Annotated in this window: 20 protein-coding genes; 6 read left to right on the forward strand and 14 right to left on the reverse strand. The window is 69.3% G+C overall.

Annotated elements, in window-relative coordinates:
- Window positions 1-67 precede the first annotated feature (67 nt).
- The 6 genes from BLT59_RS10370 to BLT59_RS10395 all read right to left on the reverse strand — a co-directional run bounded on the left by BLT59_RS10370 (window position 68) and on the right by BLT59_RS10395 (window position 3,713).
- The gene (locus tag BLT59_RS10370) at window positions 68-283 is read right to left on the reverse strand and encodes a hypothetical protein (protein ID WP_244513932.1); all 216 of its coding nucleotides are present in this window, start codon (window positions 281-283) and stop codon (window positions 68-70) included.
- Between the two features lie 60 nt (window positions 284-343).
- Window positions 344-799, reverse strand: coding sequence for a response regulator (locus BLT59_RS10375; RefSeq protein WP_091779125.1), 456 nt, complete (start codon window positions 797-799; stop codon window positions 344-346).
- Between the two features lie 190 nt (window positions 800-989).
- Window positions 990-1,862, reverse strand: coding sequence for a dienelactone hydrolase family protein (locus BLT59_RS10380; RefSeq protein WP_091779127.1), 873 nt, complete (start codon window positions 1,860-1,862; stop codon window positions 990-992).
- 81 nt (window positions 1,863-1,943) lie between these two features.
- Window positions 1,944-2,345 carry a hypothetical protein gene (locus BLT59_RS10385; RefSeq protein WP_091779129.1) on the reverse strand — a complete coding sequence of 134 codons (402 nt, stop codon included), beginning with the start codon at window positions 2,343-2,345 and terminating at the stop codon, window positions 1,944-1,946.
- A 120-nt stretch (window positions 2,346-2,465) separates the two neighbouring features.
- A complete protein-coding gene (locus tag BLT59_RS10390; RefSeq protein WP_091779132.1) occupies window positions 2,466-2,957 on the reverse strand; it encodes a DUF192 domain-containing protein in 492 nt (163 codons plus the stop codon).
- Window positions 2,958-3,107: 150 nt separating this feature from the next.
- Complete coding sequence (locus tag BLT59_RS10395) at window positions 3,108-3,713, reverse strand: cold-shock protein (protein WP_244513933.1); 606 nt, start codon at window positions 3,711-3,713, stop codon at window positions 3,108-3,110.
- 352 nt (window positions 3,714-4,065) lie between these two features.
- Here BLT59_RS10395 and BLT59_RS10400 point away from each other — a divergent pair, with 352 nt between their 5' ends.
- A complete protein-coding gene (locus BLT59_RS10400) occupies window positions 4,066-5,073 on the forward strand; it encodes a heparan-alpha-glucosaminide N-acetyltransferase (RefSeq protein WP_091779133.1) in 1,008 nt (335 codons plus the stop codon).
- Between the two features lie 38 nt (window positions 5,074-5,111).
- Here the strand turns inward: BLT59_RS10400 and efp are convergent, their stop codons facing one another.
- Window positions 5,112-5,735, reverse strand: a complete 624-nt coding sequence (efp, locus tag BLT59_RS10405; protein WP_197739341.1) for an elongation factor P — start codon at window positions 5,733-5,735, stop codon at window positions 5,112-5,114.
- 198 nt (window positions 5,736-5,933) lie between these two features.
- Here efp and epmA point away from each other — a divergent pair, with 198 nt between their 5' ends.
- The 5 genes from epmA (at window position 5,934) to BLT59_RS10430 (ending at window position 10,269) form a co-directional block, all read left to right on the forward strand.
- Entirely contained in the window at window positions 5,934-6,989 is a 1,056-nt protein-coding gene (gene epmA, locus BLT59_RS10410) for an EF-P lysine aminoacylase EpmA (RefSeq protein ID WP_091779135.1), read from the forward strand.
- Window positions 6,986-8,029, forward strand: coding sequence for a lysine-2,3-aminomutase-like protein (locus BLT59_RS10415; RefSeq protein WP_091779137.1), 1,044 nt, complete (start codon window positions 6,986-6,988; stop codon window positions 8,027-8,029). Before epmA ends, BLT59_RS10415 begins: the two co-directional genes overlap by 4 nt.
- A gap of 16 nt (window positions 8,030-8,045) precedes the next feature.
- Entirely contained in the window at window positions 8,046-8,657 is a 612-nt protein-coding gene (locus BLT59_RS10420) for a glutathione S-transferase family protein (protein WP_091779139.1), read from the forward strand.
- A gap of 110 nt (window positions 8,658-8,767) precedes the next feature.
- Window positions 8,768-9,418: an RraA family protein gene (locus BLT59_RS10425; RefSeq protein WP_091779141.1), complete on the forward strand. Its 651-nt coding sequence runs from the start codon at window positions 8,768-8,770 to the stop codon at window positions 9,416-9,418.
- Between the two features lie 5 nt (window positions 9,419-9,423).
- Window positions 9,424-10,269 (forward strand): YdcF family protein, encoded by an 846-nt coding sequence (locus tag BLT59_RS10430; RefSeq protein ID WP_091779143.1) that lies wholly within the window; start codon window positions 9,424-9,426, stop codon window positions 10,267-10,269.
- On the opposite strand, the gene BLT59_RS10435 is transcribed toward BLT59_RS10430, so the two are convergent.
- From BLT59_RS10435 to BLT59_RS10460, 7 genes are all read right to left on the reverse strand, one after another.
- The gene (locus BLT59_RS10435) at window positions 10,188-10,514 is read right to left on the reverse strand and encodes a DUF3253 domain-containing protein (protein ID WP_091779145.1); all 327 of its coding nucleotides are present in this window, start codon (window positions 10,512-10,514) and stop codon (window positions 10,188-10,190) included. The genes BLT59_RS10430 and BLT59_RS10435 overlap by 82 nt on opposite strands.
- On the reverse strand, window positions 10,511-11,284 hold the full coding sequence (locus BLT59_RS10440; protein ID WP_091779147.1) for a DUF599 domain-containing protein: 774 nt from the start codon (window positions 11,282-11,284) through the stop codon (window positions 10,511-10,513). The genes BLT59_RS10435 and BLT59_RS10440 overlap by 4 nt, the downstream gene beginning before the upstream one ends.
- A 79-nt stretch (window positions 11,285-11,363) precedes the next feature.
- Window positions 11,364-11,648 (reverse strand): acylphosphatase, encoded by a 285-nt coding sequence (locus tag BLT59_RS10445; protein WP_091779149.1) that lies wholly within the window; start codon window positions 11,646-11,648, stop codon window positions 11,364-11,366.
- Window positions 11,649-11,703: 55 nt separating this feature from the next.
- Window positions 11,704-12,552, reverse strand: a complete 849-nt coding sequence (locus tag BLT59_RS10450; RefSeq protein WP_091779151.1) for a formate/nitrite transporter family protein — start codon at window positions 12,550-12,552, stop codon at window positions 11,704-11,706.
- Window positions 12,553-12,698: 146 nt separating this feature from the next.
- Window positions 12,699-13,130 carry a gamma-glutamylcyclotransferase family protein gene (locus BLT59_RS10455; protein ID WP_091779153.1) on the reverse strand — a complete coding sequence of 144 codons (432 nt, stop codon included), beginning with the start codon at window positions 13,128-13,130 and terminating at the stop codon, window positions 12,699-12,701.
- Window positions 13,131-13,280: 150 nt separating this feature from the next.
- Entirely contained in the window at window positions 13,281-13,448 is a 168-nt protein-coding gene (locus BLT59_RS31245; RefSeq protein ID WP_175543991.1) for a hypothetical protein, read from the reverse strand.
- Window positions 13,449-13,476: 28 nt separating this feature from the next.
- Window positions 13,477-15,480 carry an acetyl-CoA carboxylase biotin carboxylase subunit gene (locus BLT59_RS10460; protein ID WP_091779155.1) on the reverse strand — a complete coding sequence of 668 codons (2,004 nt, stop codon included), beginning with the start codon at window positions 15,478-15,480 and terminating at the stop codon, window positions 13,477-13,479.
- Window positions 15,481-15,525: the final 45 nt, after the last annotated feature.

Here is a 15,525-nt window from a genome sequence, read left to right on the forward strand (position 1 = left end):
GAATAGCAGATTCTCTCGTCTTGGCGACCCGCCGTCTCAGTCTCCTGCCTAGGTTCGGAGATCGAGCCTAAGCAAAGGTAGCCTGTCCGGTGTCCGGACGGTCGAGCCGCTGCGCCAGCGCCGCCAGCTCCACCGGCAGATCGTGATCCGGCGTGACGTAGACGCTAAGCAGGCCCTCGCGGACCGTATCGAGGATGGCGGACTCGGCCGTATCCCGCGCGCCGGGCCGGCGAAGGGAATCGGCGTGATTGGCTGCAACAATCTTCATGGCGTCGTGGATCAACTGTACTGCTCAGGTCCGAATGCGTCGTACCTCGGAGTGGCGTACAACTGTGCGGTCGCCTCAGGTTTCCAGGCCGGACGGGATTATTTTGCCGCCGGGTCCGATAACCGATGGTCCCGAGCCGGACGACGGTCGTCCCGCGGCCTGCTCCACCCAGGCGAGGATGTCCTCGGCGCGCCAGGGCTTCGGGATGAAGGTCGCCGAGACGCGCAGGTCGCTCGGCTGGTCGCCGGCATCGCCGGACGTGAGGAGGACCCGCACGCGCGGCCATGTCACGCCGATGATCCGCGCGAGTTCGAAGCCCCCGATCGGACCGGGGGTGCGGACATCCGAGAAGACCACGCTGACTTCGTCCGCACGATCATTGAGGATCGCCAGGGCGCGATCGGCGGTCTCGGCCTCGATCACCGTGAAGCCGGTATCCTCCAGCAGCGTGGCCGCGAGGAAGCGCTCGTCGGGTTGATCTTCCACGACGAGGATCACGGGCTTCTGTCCAGGCTGTACCGATTCGCTCATGGGCCAGGACACTCTACAGGGGCTGAACGGCGGTCGCTTCGATCGGTTCAACGCCCGAACGGCGCAATGGGCTAGACCCGCGCAGGCACAGATCCTCCTTTGATCCTTGCACAAGCGAGAAGTTGTGGCCGTGTCTTGGGCAACACAGCCGACGCGGAACGTGTCCTATCGGACATCCAGAGGCGTCTATTCAGCCGACGCCATGCGAGTTCAGGAAGGCCAGCGCACGCTTCCAGCCATCCTCCGCGGCCTCCCGGCGATAACTCGGGCGGTAATCCGCGTGAAAGCCGTGCGGGGCGTCCGGGTAGATCACGAGCTCGACGCTTTTACCGGCGGCCTTGGCGCGGTCACGCGCCTCCTCCACGGCCGCCACCGGGATACCCGTATCGGCTCCGCCATAGAGGCCGAGCAGCGGCGCATGGATCTCCGCGGCCACGTCTGCGGCGGTGCGCGGCTGGATGTCGGTACGCTCGCCACCGACCGGTCCGTACCAGGCGACCGCCGCCTTCAGGTCGCGACGATGCGCCGCGTACAGCCACGCATCCCGCCCCCCGCGGCACCAGCCCATGACCCCGAGCCGGTTCGGGTCACCCTTCGCGGCTGAGGCCGCCCAGACCACCGTCGCGTCGAGATCGCCGATCCATTGCGCATCCGGCGTCTTCGCGATCACGTCGCGGATGATCTGCTTGGGATCGGTCATGGTCGAGAGATCGCCTTGGCGGGCGTAGAGCTCGGGCGCCACGGCGCAGTAACCTGCCTTCGCGAGCCGGCGGCAGATGTCCTTGATGTATTCGTGGACGCCGAAGATCTCCTCGATCACGAGGACGATCGGGAAAGGACCGGCACCCTCCGGAGACGCCCGGTAGCCCGGCATCGGACCGTCGGCGGCCGGGATCTTCACCTCGCCGGCCTCGATGCCGGTGGTGTCCGTGTGGATCACCTGGGCCTCGACGCGGGTGGTCGCGAGTGTCAGGCCGCTCATCAGGCTCGTCATTACGAAGCCGCGCCGCGACAAGGGCGGCGTGATCAGCCCGTCTAGTCCGGCCCGGTCGTGATCGGCCATGATGCTCTCTCCCTCGTTTCGAGGATGAGGGCTATCCGGGTGCGGCAGCCCGGGTCAAATCGCCATCGCGTCAGCGGTCGGTCACGCTCCGGCGGCTGCCAGGACACGCGCCGGCCGCTGCGGCATCCGAGCGGGCTCGACCATCTCGCGCGGCCTCAGCATGTCGCCCAAGCTGACGAAGGTCTCAGCGGCCGGTGAGACGACGGCGCGGATGCCGTAGCCGAGCGCGAAGGACCGGATCAGCTCGGCGTCGCGCGGAATGCCGAAGCGGTCGAGCGCCGCGAGAAAGGCCTCACGGAACAGGCTTGGCCGGCACCAGCGCTTCTCGGCCATCTGCAGCGGCCAGTCCCACAGACCCTCGGCCCGTCGCATCGCCAGCGCGGTGCGGGCGATGAAGTAGCCGGTTTCACGGTGCTCGATCCCCTCCGCCTGCACCGACCAATCGTCGTTGCCGAACAGTTCGACCTCAGCCGCGTCGCCCATCGGGTCCTCCGCCCTGAACCAGCCTTCCGGCGCACCGGAACATTGCCGGAACACTGGCGTGGAATGCGGCCTTGGTCAAGGCACTTGTTCCCGGTGCGTTCGCGCGTCGGAATGCGGCCCTCAACGGGCCTTGAACATCGCGTGCTCGATCCGGTCGCCCGGTGCGATCCCGAGCTTCGCCGCGGTCCCGGCATTCAGTTCCAGGACCGCGAGAACCGGGCCGCCCGAAGGGATGATCGCGGTGGAGAGCGGCTCCGTATCGGCGGCGATCCGGGTGATCGTCCCGTCCGGGCGGATGAACAGCATGTCGAGCGGCAGATAGGTGTTCTTCATCCACATGGTGACGGGCTGATCCTGCTCGAAATCGAACAGCATGCCGTGATCGGCGGCCATGTGCCGTCGGAACATCAGGCCGCGGGCGCGGGCCGCGTCGTCGCGCATCACCTCGACATCGAGGCGCTTCGGACCGGACTTGGTGACGATGGTCAGCGGCTCCGACTTGGCCGCGGCGGCGCGCGCCGCCTGCGCGAGGACGGCCGGGGCCGGGCCAACTGCGACCAGCGCGAGACAGGCGATGGCGGCCGCGCGGGTGGCGTGGAAGAGGGATCTCACAGGCTCAGGCCTCTCGTGGGATGACGTGCGGGCCAGAGGGCCTGCGGACCGGTGATAGACCAGGATGCGCCAAAGGGGAATCCGACGCGGGATTTCCTCAGCCTCACCAAAGAGATAGAGCCAGCTGCGCGCGGCCTGAGGGCTGCGGCCTCAATGCGATGCGGGCACCGCCCCGTCGATCAGCCGGACCTCGGCCGCCATCACGCCCTTCGAGCCGTCGCCATAGCGCACGAGGACGGATTCGCCGGGCTTCAGCTCGGCGATCCCGTAACGCCGCAACGTCTCCATATGCACGAAGATGTCGGGCGTTCCGTCGCCCCGGGTCAGGAAGCCGAACCCGCGCAAACGGTTGAACCACTTCACGACCGCGGTTTCCAGCCCGCTCGTCGGGGTCACGGTCACGTGCGTGCGCGGCATCGGCATCTCGGACGGATGCAACGCGGTCGCCTGATCGAGGGAGAGTACCCGGAAGGCCTGCCAGCCGCGCGGTCGCTCCACGGCCTCCACGACGATGCGGGCGCCCTCGCTCGCAGCCTGATAGCCGTCGCGGCGGAGGCAGGTGACGTGCAGCAGGATATCGGGCGCGCCGTCATCGGGCACGATGAACCCGAAGCCCTTCGAGACATCGAACCACTTGATGCGGCCGGCCACCTCGACGAGGTCGAGTGCCTCATCGTCGTGCTGACTCAGTTCGCCGGCTCGAGCGACCGTCACCCGATCTGGGTCCTCCGGCCCGGATCCGCGTTCGTCAGACATGGCCGAGCAACCTACACCGAATCACGCCGCGCGCTCTCCCAGCAAGATTAACGAAGTCCTGATGTCCGGGAAGCCCATTTGGCCGGCGGGAGACTCCCACCCAGTTGCAATCTTGGCCCAAGGAGGCGACGCCGCAACAGTCGAACGGTCGCAGGTTCCGGCGAAACAGGAGTTTAAGCGGCGGCCCGGACGAGCGGTTTTCCCGGGTTGCGGGTTCCGCCGGCGCCCTCTCGGTTGCGCGCCGGCGGCCTTCACATTTCCGAGAGGCACCGAGCCCGCAGCCTGAAGGGCAGCGCGCCCAATACAGGTCACCATGGAAAGGGAGGCTCCGACATGGTTTGGGTGCACCATCATGTCCGTTGATGTCACCCTCGACCGCCCCATCGCCGCCCCCCTGGAACCGCAACGCCGCCTGCCGGTCATCGACGCAATCCGGGCCGCCGCCCTCGCCGCGATGGCGAGCTATCACACGCTCTGGGATCTCGGCCATCTGCGGCTGACCGCAGAGAATTACGCGCTGACGCCGGCCGGTCGACTTGCTGCCGAGATGATCGCCGGCAGCTTCCTGCTCCTCGTCGGCGTCGGCCTCGTGCTGATGAACGGCCGCGGTGTCCGGCTCCGGCCGACCCTGACGCGGTTCGCGCGGATCGGCGGGGCGGCGCTGCTCGTGACCCTCGGCACCTGGGCCATCTTCCCGGACGCCTTCGTCTTCTTCGGCGTGCTGCACTGCATCGCCGTCTCGAGCCTGCTCGGGCTGCCGTTCCTGTTCCTGCCGGTGCCCGTCGCGGTGCTCGCAGCCGCAGCTTTCCTCGCCGCGCCGCACGTCGTGCACGCGCCCATCCTCGATGCGCCGGCCCTGTCCTTTCTCGGCCTCGGCTCAGTCGTGCCGCGGACGAACGACTACGTGCCGCTCTTCCCCTGGTTCGGGCTGGTGCTGGTCGGGATCGTCCTGGGCCGGCTGGGGCTGCCGAAGCTTGCCCGTTCACGGCTCGGGGCTTGGGCTCCGCACACGCGGCTGGGTCGCGCCGCGACCGTCGCGGGCCGGCACAGCCTCGCGATCTACCTCATCCACCAGCCCGTCCTGCTGGCGGTGCTGACCGGCTTGGTCACGGTGGTCGGCGCCAATCCGCGCGCCGGGCTGCGGGCGTTCCGCGCCGATTACGTCACAATCTGCGCGCGCACCGGCGGCGAGCCGCCGCTCTGCCGCATCGCCGCCCGCTGCACCTCCGAGGCGCTGCTCCGCGAGGATCTCTTCCGGGAGGATGGTCGTCCCTTCAGCGGGACCGAGCGCCTGCGCGCCCAGGCGATCTCACAGGGCTGCTACGCCGCTCTGGAGGCCGCCGCGCGGACGGCGCGCTGATTGCCGGCCCCGGATCGACCAGGGCCGGCAGGTCCGGCTCAGTCCTTGGCGCGCTCAACGTAAGACCCGTCGGCCGTCATCACGACGACGCGGGTGCCGGCGGCGATATGGGGCGGCACGGTCGTGCGCACGCCGTTCGACAGGGTCGCGGGCTTGTAGGACGACGAGGCCGTCTGACCCTTCAGGACCGGCTCGGTCTCGGCGACCTCGAGGGTCACGCGCTGGGGCAGCTCGATGGTCAGCGGGACGCCGTTATGGACCGAGAGCATCACCGCCATGCCCTCCTGGAGGTACGGCGCGGCGTCGCCGACCACGTCCTCCGGCACGGCGATCTGCTCGTAGTTCTCCGGGTTCATGAAGTGGAACCCCTCGCCGTCGCTGTAGAGGAAGGTGTGCTCGCGATCCTCCACGAAGGCGCGCTCGACCTGCTCGGTCGTCCGGTAGCGCTCGGACACCTTCACGCCGTCCGTGATCCGGCGCATGTCGAGCTGGGTCACCGGGGTGCCCTTGCCGGGATGGATGTTCTCGGCGAACAGGATCACATAGAGCTTGCCGTCCTTTTCGACGACGTTGCCCTTGCGGAGCGTTGAGGCGATCACCTTCACGGAATTGCGTCCTGCATTGACATGGGGGCCGGCACGCGCCAAGCGCGGGCGCTGCATCTCGGACCCCGCCACTATCGCATCTGCGCCCCGGTTGCCAGCGGGCGGGCGTGGACCGGCGACGGCGTGCATCCCCGGCCGCGTCGCCGCCGGGAGCCGGACAGGGTCGAGGATGACAATGCTCCAGAACGCGGCGCGGCGCCGTCACCCGGGACAGGGCCGGCGGAACACGCTTCGCGACGGAAGCGGGGGCCGGGCTTGACGGGGTCCGGTTCTCCCTGGTGGTCGCCGGATCGCCACGTCGATCGGCGCCCGGCTCTACTTCTGCGCAACCGTATCCTGTCGGCGTTCCGCGCTTGGTTTGCCGAACGCGACTTCGTCGAGGTCGAGGCTGCCTGCCTGCAGGTCTCGCCGGGCAACGAGGCGCATCTCTCGGCCTTCGCCACCGAGGCGGTGGGCGCCAGCGGTGCGCGCACGCCGCTCTTCCTGCACACCTCGCCGGAATTCGCCTGCAAGAAGCTTCTGGCCGCCGGGGAGCCGCGGCTGTTCAGCGTCGCCCGCGTGTTCCGCAACCGGGAGCGCGGACCGCTGCATCACCCCGAATTCACGATGCTCGAATGGTACCGGACCGGTGCGCCCTACACGGCGCTGATGGCGGATTGCGCCGCGCTTCTCGCGCGTGCGGCCGAGACAGCCGGCGTCCGCCGCCTCGTCTTCCGGAACCGGGAGACCGATCCCTTCGCCGAACCGGAGCGCCTGACCCTGGCCGAGGCCTTCGACCGCTTCGCCGGGATCGATCTTCTCGCCAGCGTCTCGGCAGATGGCGAGACCGACCGGGACGGTCTGGCCGACGCCGTCGCGGGGGCCGGCCTGCGCGTTGCACCGGACGATACCTGGGCCGACCTGTTCTCCCGCGTCCTCGTGGCGCGGATCGAGCCGCATCTCGGCCTCGGCCGCCCCACCATCCTGTGCGAGTACCCCGTCAGCGAGGCCGCCCTCGCCCGGCCGGCCCCGCATGATCCGCGCGTGGCCGAGCGCTTCGAGCTTTATGCCTGCGGCGTGGAACTCGCCAACGCCTTCGGTGAATTGACCGACCCGGACGAGCAGCGCCGACGCTTCGAGGCCGAGATGACGGAAAAACAGCGCATCTACGGCGAGCGCTACCCGGTCGACGAGGATTTCCTCGCGGCGCTGGCCGTCATGCCGGAGGCGTCCGGCATCGCCCTCGGCTTCGACCGTCTGGCGATGCTGGCCTGCGGAGCGTCCCGGATCGAGGATGTGATCTGGACGCCCGTGGCGGAGACGCGGCCATGAACCGGGTCCTGCGCAATGCGGACGACCTTGTCTCCGCCGGTCTGGTCTCCGGTGAGGAGGCGGAAGTCCTCGGCGGCGTGCTTGCCCGCTACGCGGTCTCGGTGACGCCCGACATGGCCGAGCTGATCGACCCGGACGATCCCGACGATCCGATCGCCCGCCAGTTCGTCCCGCGCGCGGCCGAGTGCACGACGGTGCCGGAGGAGCGGCCCGACCCGATCGGCGACGGCGCCCACTCCCCCGTGACCGGGATCGTCCATCGCTACCCCGATCGCGTGCTGCTGAAGCCGCTGCATGTCTGCCCGGTCTATTGCCGCTTCTGCTTCCGCCGCGAGATGGTCGGACCCGACGGGCTCGGGTCGCTCACCGACGCCGAACTGGATTCCGCCCTCGCCTACATCGCGCAGGATCCGCGGATCTGGGAGGTGGTGCTCACCGGCGGCGACCCGTTCGCGCTCTCGCCCCGCCGTCTCGGCGCGATCGCCGGGCGGCTCGCCGCCATCGCGCATGTGCGGGTGATGCGGATCCACACCCGCGTGCCCGTGGTGAAGCCCGACCTCGTCTCCGACGCTCTCGTGCGGGCTCTGGGGCGCTTCGGGCGTGCGGTGTTCGTCGCCCTCCATGCCAATCATCCACGGGAATTCACCCCGGCCGCACGCGCCGCCTGCGCCCGACTGGTCGAAGCCGGGATCCCCATGGTCAGCCAGTCGGTGCTTCTGCGCGGCGTCAACGACGATGCCGCGACGCTTGAGGCGCTGATGCGGACCTTCGTGGAGAACCGGATCAAGCCCTACTACCTGCACCACGGTGATCTGGCCCCCGGCACGGGGCACCTGCGCACGGGCCTCCGGGAGGGGCAAAGCCTGATGCGCGGCCTCCGCGGCCGCCTCTCCGGGCTCGCACAGCCGACCTTCGTGCTCGACATTCCCGGCGGGCACGGCAAGGTGCCGGTCGGGCCCGGCTACCTGCGTGACACTCCGGACGGGGTGCAGGTGACCGATCCGAACGGGCTGGACCATGCCTACCCGCCGAAGGCGTGACGGAGATCCTTTGACCATGCGCAGGCTTTGGGGCCGCCTCACCTCGGTGAACGTGCAGAAGGCGGTTTGGGCACTGGACGAGTCGGGCTTGCCCTATGAGCGGATCGACGCCGGCGGAGCCCACGGGGTCGTCCACGATCCTGCCTACCGCGTGATGAACCCGAACGGGCTGGTCCCCACCCTGGAGGAGGATGGCTTCGCCCTCTGGGAGTCGAACGCGATCCTGCGCTACCTCGCGGCGACAGGCCCGGCGCTGGCGCTGCCCGCCGATCCCCGGACACGCGCCCATGTCGAGCAATGGGTGGATTGGCAGGCGACGAGCTTCACGCCCGCGATGCGCGATGCGTTCTGGCAGCTCTACCGGTCGGCAGATCCCGACCGTGCCCTGATCGCCGACTCCCTGACGAAAACCGAGGCCATGGCGGCGATCCTCGACCGTCACCTGGCGGACCGGGATTACGTGGTCGGCACCGGCTTCAGCATCGCCGACATTGCCCTGGGCTGCGCGGCGCATCGCTGGCTCAATCTGCCGGCGGAGCGGATCGAGCGCCCGGCGCTGCGGCGCTGGTACGAGCGCGTCGCTGCCCGACCCGCAGCAGCCCGCGCCCTCGGCGAGCCCATCGCCTGAAGGCCATCGCGGGCGCCCGCGCGCCATCCAAGCCTTGCCGGGCATGCCGGCGCGATCCACCTTCCCGACCGCGCCGCCCGGACCGGGGCCGGCCTTTCACGGAGCCCCTGATGGCGATCGACCAGACCCTGCGCGACGCGCTCTCCGCCGTGAGCCCGGCGAGCCTCGCCCGCGCTCTGTCGCGGGCCGGGGTGAAGGCCTTCAGCCCGTACGGCCTCTCGGCGTTGAGCAGCGAAACCGTGGTCGGACCCGCCTACACGATGCGGATGATCCCGGCCCGTGACGATGCCGCGGGTGACCTTGCCGCCGCCATCGACGCGGTCCCCGAGGGGGCGGTGGTGGTGATCGATGCCGCGGGATCCGCCCTCGCCCTGCCCTTCGGGGCGATCCTGGCGGCGCGCCTCGCCCAGCGCGGCGCCGCGGGTCTGATCACCGACGCCGCCCTGCCGGAGGAGATCGGCGTCCCCGCTTGGTGCCGGCCGGCCGCGGCCGCCGGTACCCTCGCGCTGGTCGGCACGCAGGAGCGCGTCGCCTGCGGCGGCGCCGCGATCCATCCCGGCGACATCGTGGTCGGCGATCGGACCGGCCTCGTCGTGGTGCCCGTTGCGCTTGCCGAGCGGGTCGCCCTGGAAGCCGTGGAGCAGCAGCGCCTCGATCTCTGGATTCAGCGCGAGGTCGAGCGCGGCGCTCATCTCGCGAGCCTCCTTCCGCCGGATGCGGCAGCGCTCGCCCGGTTCGAGGCCGAGACGAAGCCGGCCTGAGGACCGTGTTCTTCCCCGTTTCGAAGGTGATCTTCTTCCTGATCACCCCGTCGAATTTCTGCATCTTCGCGATCCTGCTCGGCCTCGCTGTCGCGGCTCTGACACGGCGGCGGCGGACCGGTCTCGGTCTCGCACTGCTGGGCACCCTCCTGCTCGCCGCGGCCGGTCTCTCGCCCCTTTCGGACGTGGCCCTGATCCCGCTCGAGCAGCGCTTTCCCGTCTTTCCGGACGACGGCCCGGCCCCGGCCGGGATCATCGTGCTGGGCGGCGGCATCGAGGCGGGCCTCTCGGAGTCCCGGCGACAGATCGTCTTCAACGATGCCGGCGAGCGGCCGATCTATCTCGGCGACCTCGCTCGGCGATTTCCTACGGCGCGGCTCGTCTTCTCCGGCGGCAGCGGCTTCATCGCGGGCGGCATGGCCGAAGCCGACGTCGTGAGCCGGCAGGCGGACGTGATCGGCGTACCGCGGACGCGCCTGATCCTGGAGAACCGCTCGCGCAACACCCGCGAGAACGCTGCCTTCTCGGCGGCGCTGGTGCAGCCGAAGTCCGGCGAGCGCTGGCTGCTCGTGACCTCCGCATGGCACATGCCAAGGGCGGTCGGTTGCTTCCGCCAAGCCGGCTTCACGGTGGACGCGTTCCCCGTCGATTACCGGACCCGGGGCTGGAGCGACGTCGCCCACGTCCACGGCTTCGCGTCGGACGGGCTGCTCCAGTTCGACCTGGCGGTGAAGGAGTGGATCGGCCTCATCGCCTACCGCCTGTCCGGCTACACGCCGGACTGGCTGCCGGGCCCTGACCCGAAAGGTGCCTCCGAGGTCACGCCAGCGGCTGGCAGCGACAACCGGTAGATGCCGCGGAAATCGTCCGGGTCGACTGGCTTACCCTTGCGAAGAATCGCGATCCGGCCCGCATGGGCGAGCCGCACGGCGGTGCGGCGTACCGGCTGCATCAGCGGCCCCCAGCCATCCGGGTGCGGGCCGCCGAGGGCGCGGGCCACTTCCGACGGGCAGACGGTCTTGTCGGCGCCACGCTCGGCCACGAGGCGCAGCATCGTCGTCTCGATGGCGGCGTCGTCGAGTTTCGCGTCGGTCATGTGCGTGCCTCCTCGGCGGGCGACAGGAGCGGAGCCTCGAGCGGCCCTTCATGCGGGCCCTCTCCCGCGTCCAGGAGCGCCTTGCGGATCTCCGAGGCGAATTGGCGGCGCCACATGATGATCACGACGGCGGTCGTCGAGACGAACAGCACGTAGGGGCTAATGAACCAGCCGAGATAGGCGAGCGCGAAAAAGAACGCCCGCTGTCCGCGGGCGAAATGCCGCCCGGCGCTGACATTCATGGCGGCGAGCCGCCGCACCGCCCGCAACATCTCGGTCTCGCTCGTGCCGGATCCCTTATGCGGCACGGCGCCGAGCAGGATCGCCGTGTAGTTGAACAGCCTGTAGGCCCAGGCGAATTTGAAGAAGGCGTAGACGAAGATCAGCGCGAGACCGGCGACCTTCAACTCCCAGGTCAGGCGGTTCGCCACCGTCCCGAAGGGCAGCGTGGCAAACAGGTTCAGGACATCGTCCCCGGACCGCGACAGGGTGAGGACCGAGCCCAGGGCGATCAGCGAGGTCGAGGCGAAGAAGGCCGTGCCGTTCTGCAGCGAGGCGTTGATCTGCGTGTCGACCACCCGGTTGTCGCGGCCGATGACCTGACGCGCCCAGTTGGCCCGATGGCCGTTCATGATCTGGCTGAGGGAAACCATCCGTCCGCGCAGCTGGCCCACCGAGAGGCCGTAGGCGATCCAGGCGAGGATGAAGTAGAGCAGCGCTGCGAGATCGAGATGCGAGAAGGCGGCGTTGCCGGCGGACAGATCGGTCATGGTCTCCGGACGGCGGATTCGCGAAAGGGTTGTCCGGCATACCAGTCCGCGGACGCGCACTGAACCGGCACCGCTGCGATCAGTCGCGCAGGATCCGGAATTCGCCGCCGTCCGGCACGTCACCGCCGGCACGCACGACGACGTCGGTCACGCGCGCGCCGGGCGGACCCGAGCGGCACAGGGCTTCCATCTCCGCCACGGCGTCCGGAGCGCCGCTGAAGACCGCTTCGACCGCGCCGTCGTCACGGTTGCGCACGGAGCCTGAGAGGTTCCGGGCGCGGGCTTCGGCCTGCGCCCAGGCCCGGTAGGAGACGCCCTGGACGCGACCGGTGACGATGACGGATATCGTCCGGGTCTCGCTCATGGGGCGCGGTCTCGTTCGACAGGGCCCGCGCCGTGCGGCGCGGGCCGGAAGGGCCTTACTCGGCCGCGATCGGGCGACGGACGCCGGCTTCCATCGCCGAGGCCCGGCTGGCGCCGGTGCGGACATGGGTGGAGTAGAGCATCAGACCCGTGAAGGCGATGCCGCCCACGATGTTCCCGATGAGGGTCGGGATCTCGTTCCAGAGCAGGTAGTCCATCACCGTCAGGTGGCCGCCCATGAGGATCGCGGACGGGAACAGGAACATGTTCACCACCGAGTGCTCGAAGGTCATGAAGAAGAACACCGTGATCGGCATCCACATGGCGATCACCTTACCGGGTACCGAGGTCGACAGCATGGCGCCGATGACGCCGGTCGACACCATCCAGTTGCAGAGCATGGCGCGGACGAAGAGCGTCAGCATGCCCGACGCGCCGTACTTCTCGTAGCCCAGGGTGCGCGCCTCGCCGATGCCGGCGATGAGCTTGCCGACGGCGTTCGGCTCCGTGGCGAAGCCGAAGGTGAAGACGATCGACATCATGACCGCCGTGGTCAGCGCGCCCGCGAAGTTGCCGAAGAAGACCAGCACCCAGTTGCGGGCGATGCCCGCGACGGTGACGCCGGGCCGCTTGTCGATCAGAGCGAGGGGGGTGAGGACGCAGACGCCGGTGAACAGGTCGTAGCCGAGCAGGTACAGCATCGAGAAGCCGACCGGGAACAGCAGCGCCGCGACCAGCGGCTGACCGGTCGTCTGGTTGATCGTCACCGCGAAGGCGGCGGCGAGCGCCAGGATGGCGCCGGCCATGTAGGCCCGGATGAAGGTGTCCTTCGTCGCCATGAAGACCTTCGCCTCACCGGCATCGACGGCCTTCTTCACGAAATCGGCGGGCGCCAGATACGACATGCACAACTCTCCCTCGCAGGCGCACGCCGATCGTCGTTGACCGACGGGCGCGCTGCGCAATCACGGATGGCTGGCCGGGCGCGGTGCTGCCGTTCGCCCTCCAGCTCGATCGTGGGCAAGCATGTCGCGTACCAAGTGCGCGGCGCTCAGGCTGGGAGGCCGCGTGCCCAGGTGCCGAGTTCCCGCAGATAGGCCGGCGGGAGCTGCGCCGCGCGCGCGGCCGCGACGACGGCTTCGAGGTATCCCGGCCGCGGGCGGCCGGGCGCTGTGGAACATCCGCGATAGATCAGGGCGCGCTTGACGCCCTCCCCCGTACGGACCGGCAGCGCCGCCTTGGTGTAGAGCCCTCCGGCGACCCCCTCGTAGCGGTCGAGCGCCGGGATGTCGTCGCGGGCCAGTTCCCAAAGAACGCCCCAGACGGTGCGCCGGGGATCGCGCACCACGGACGCATAGCCCTCGCGCATGATGATGAAGCGGTGGCCCGGCAGATGCCCACCGCCGATCAGCCTCGAAACCGGGCAGCGCAGCGCCATCGCGGCGGCATCCATGTTGGCGCCGTATGCGAAATAGAGGGGCATGCGGCCGCGCCTCGTCGGCCGAGTGGCTGAATTACAGTCCCGCCTTGCGCCCGTCGGGCTGCACAGACCGCTCGTTCGCGCGGATGGCCGCATAGGCGAGCGCCAGCGTGATGGCGGGGATGACGAATGTCACGAAGATCTCGCCCGAGCTCATGGTCCGATGCCCCGAAGCACACGCCTCCCGATCCAATGTAAGCCCGTCGCCGCGCAAAGCCAGATCGCCGCGAAGAAGGCGGTCGCCGGCCGCAGGACAGGAGCGTTGGCGATCCCGAAGCTCATGGCGGTGATCGGCGCGACGAAGCCGATCACCGCGGTCACGACCGTGATCGCGACGCGGGCGCCGCGATCAGGCGAATTCCAGGATCACCGCGTCCACCGCCAAGCTGTCGCCTTCCTTGGCGTGGATCTTCCCCACCGTCGCGTCGCGCTCGGCGCGCAGCACGTTCTCCATCTTCATCGCCTCGACGACCGCGATCGGCTCGCCGTTCTTCACCTCCTGGCCCTCGGTGACGAGGATCTGCTTCACGAGGCCGGGCATCGGGCAGAGCACCTGCTTGCCCGAGCCCGCCTGCTCCTTCACCGGCATCAGGGCGGCGAGTTCCGCCTCGCGGCGGGTGTAGACCCGGGCCTCGGCGGCCGCGCCGGCATGCTGCAGGAACACGCCGTTGAGCAGGCTGCGCACCTGGATCGCCACGCGCTCCGAGCCGATCGTGCCGATCCAGACCGGCTCGCCCGGCCGCCACGCGCTCGCCACCGTGAGCGCCGTGCCGTCCTCCTGAGTCACGAGGAGATCCTCGCCCTCGGGCTCGACAGTCACCCGATACGTCTGGCCGGCCAGGATCACGACGCGCTCGCGCTCGAAGGAGAACAGGCCGGGCGCGCGCATCTGGCCCGAGATGCCGCGCTTGCGCTGGTTGAGCTTGTGGTCGATCGCCGCCGCCGCGGCCATCATGCGAATCGCGACCGGACCGGCCGGCTCGGGCGCCGTGAAGCCCTCCGGGAATTCCTCGGCGATGAAGCCTGTGGACAGGCGTCCCTCCTGCCAGCGCGGATGGGCCATCAGCGCCGAGAGGAACGGGATGTTGTGGCGGATGCCGTCGATGGCGAAGGCGTCGAGAGCCTCGGCCTGGGCGGCAATCGCCTCCGCGCGGCTGGGCGCCCAGGTGACCAGCTTGGCGATCATCGGGTCGTAGTGGATGGCGATCTCGCCGCCCTCCTCGACGCCGGTATCGTTGCGCACGATCGCGGTGCCCTGCCGGCCCTCCTCCGGCGGCCGGTAGGTGGTCAGCCGGCCGATCGAGGGGAGGAAGTTGCGGGTCGGATCCTCGGCGTAGACGCGGCTCTCGACCGCCCACCCGTTCAGCTTCACGTCGTCCTGGGTGATCGGCAGCTTCTCGCCGGCCGCGACCCGGATCATCAGCTCGACGAGGTCGAGGCCGGTGATCATCTCGGTGACCGGATGCTCCACTTGCAGGCGGGTGTTCATCTCCAGGAAGTAGAAGGACTTGTCCTGCCCGGCGACGAACTCGACCGTGCCGGCCGAATCGTAGTGCACCGCCTTGGCCAGGGCGACCGCCTGCTCGCCCATCTTGCGGCGGGTCTTCTTGTCGAGGAGCGGCGACGGTGCCTCCTCGATCACTTTCTGGTTGCGGCGCTGGATCGAGCACTCGCGCTCGCCGAGATAGACGACGTTGCCGTGCTTGTCGCCGATCAGCTGGATCTCGATATGGCGCGGATCGGTGATGAACTTCTCGATGAAGACGCGATCATCGCCGAACGAGGAGGCCGCCTCCGATTTGGCGCGGGCGAAGCCCTCCGCCACCTCCTCGCCCGAATGGGCGATGCGCATGCCCTTGCCGCCGCCGCCCGCGGAGGCCTTGATCATCACCGGGTAGCCGATCTCGTCGGCGATCTTCCTGGCGTGCTCCGGCGATTCGATCACCCCGAGGAAGCCTGGCACGGTCGAGACCTCGGCGGCGGCCGCCGCCTTCTTGGACTCGATCTTGTCGCCCATGGCGGCGATGGCCCCCGGGTTGGGGCCGATGAACACGATGCCGGCGGCCTCGAGCGCCTTCGGGAAGGCCTCGCGCTCGGACAGGAAGCCGTAGCCGGGATGCACCGCCTGGGCGCCGGTCTTCTTGCAGGCCTCGACGATCTTCTCGATCACGAGATACGATTCGGACGCGGCAGCGGGGCCGATATGGACCGCCTCGTCCGCCATGGCGACGTGCACGGCGTCGCGATCGGCATCGGAGTAGACCGCTACGGTCCTGATGCCCATCCTCCTGGCGGTCTTGATGACCCGGCAGGCAATCTCGCCCCGGTTGGCAATCAGGATCTTGTCGAACATCGCTGGCGCACTGCTTTCGAGATCGCCGGATTGCGCACCGGCTTG

Source organism: Methylobacterium sp. UNC378MF (genome assembly GCF_900103195.1).
GTDB lineage: Bacteria > Pseudomonadota > Alphaproteobacteria > Rhizobiales > Beijerinckiaceae > Methylobacterium.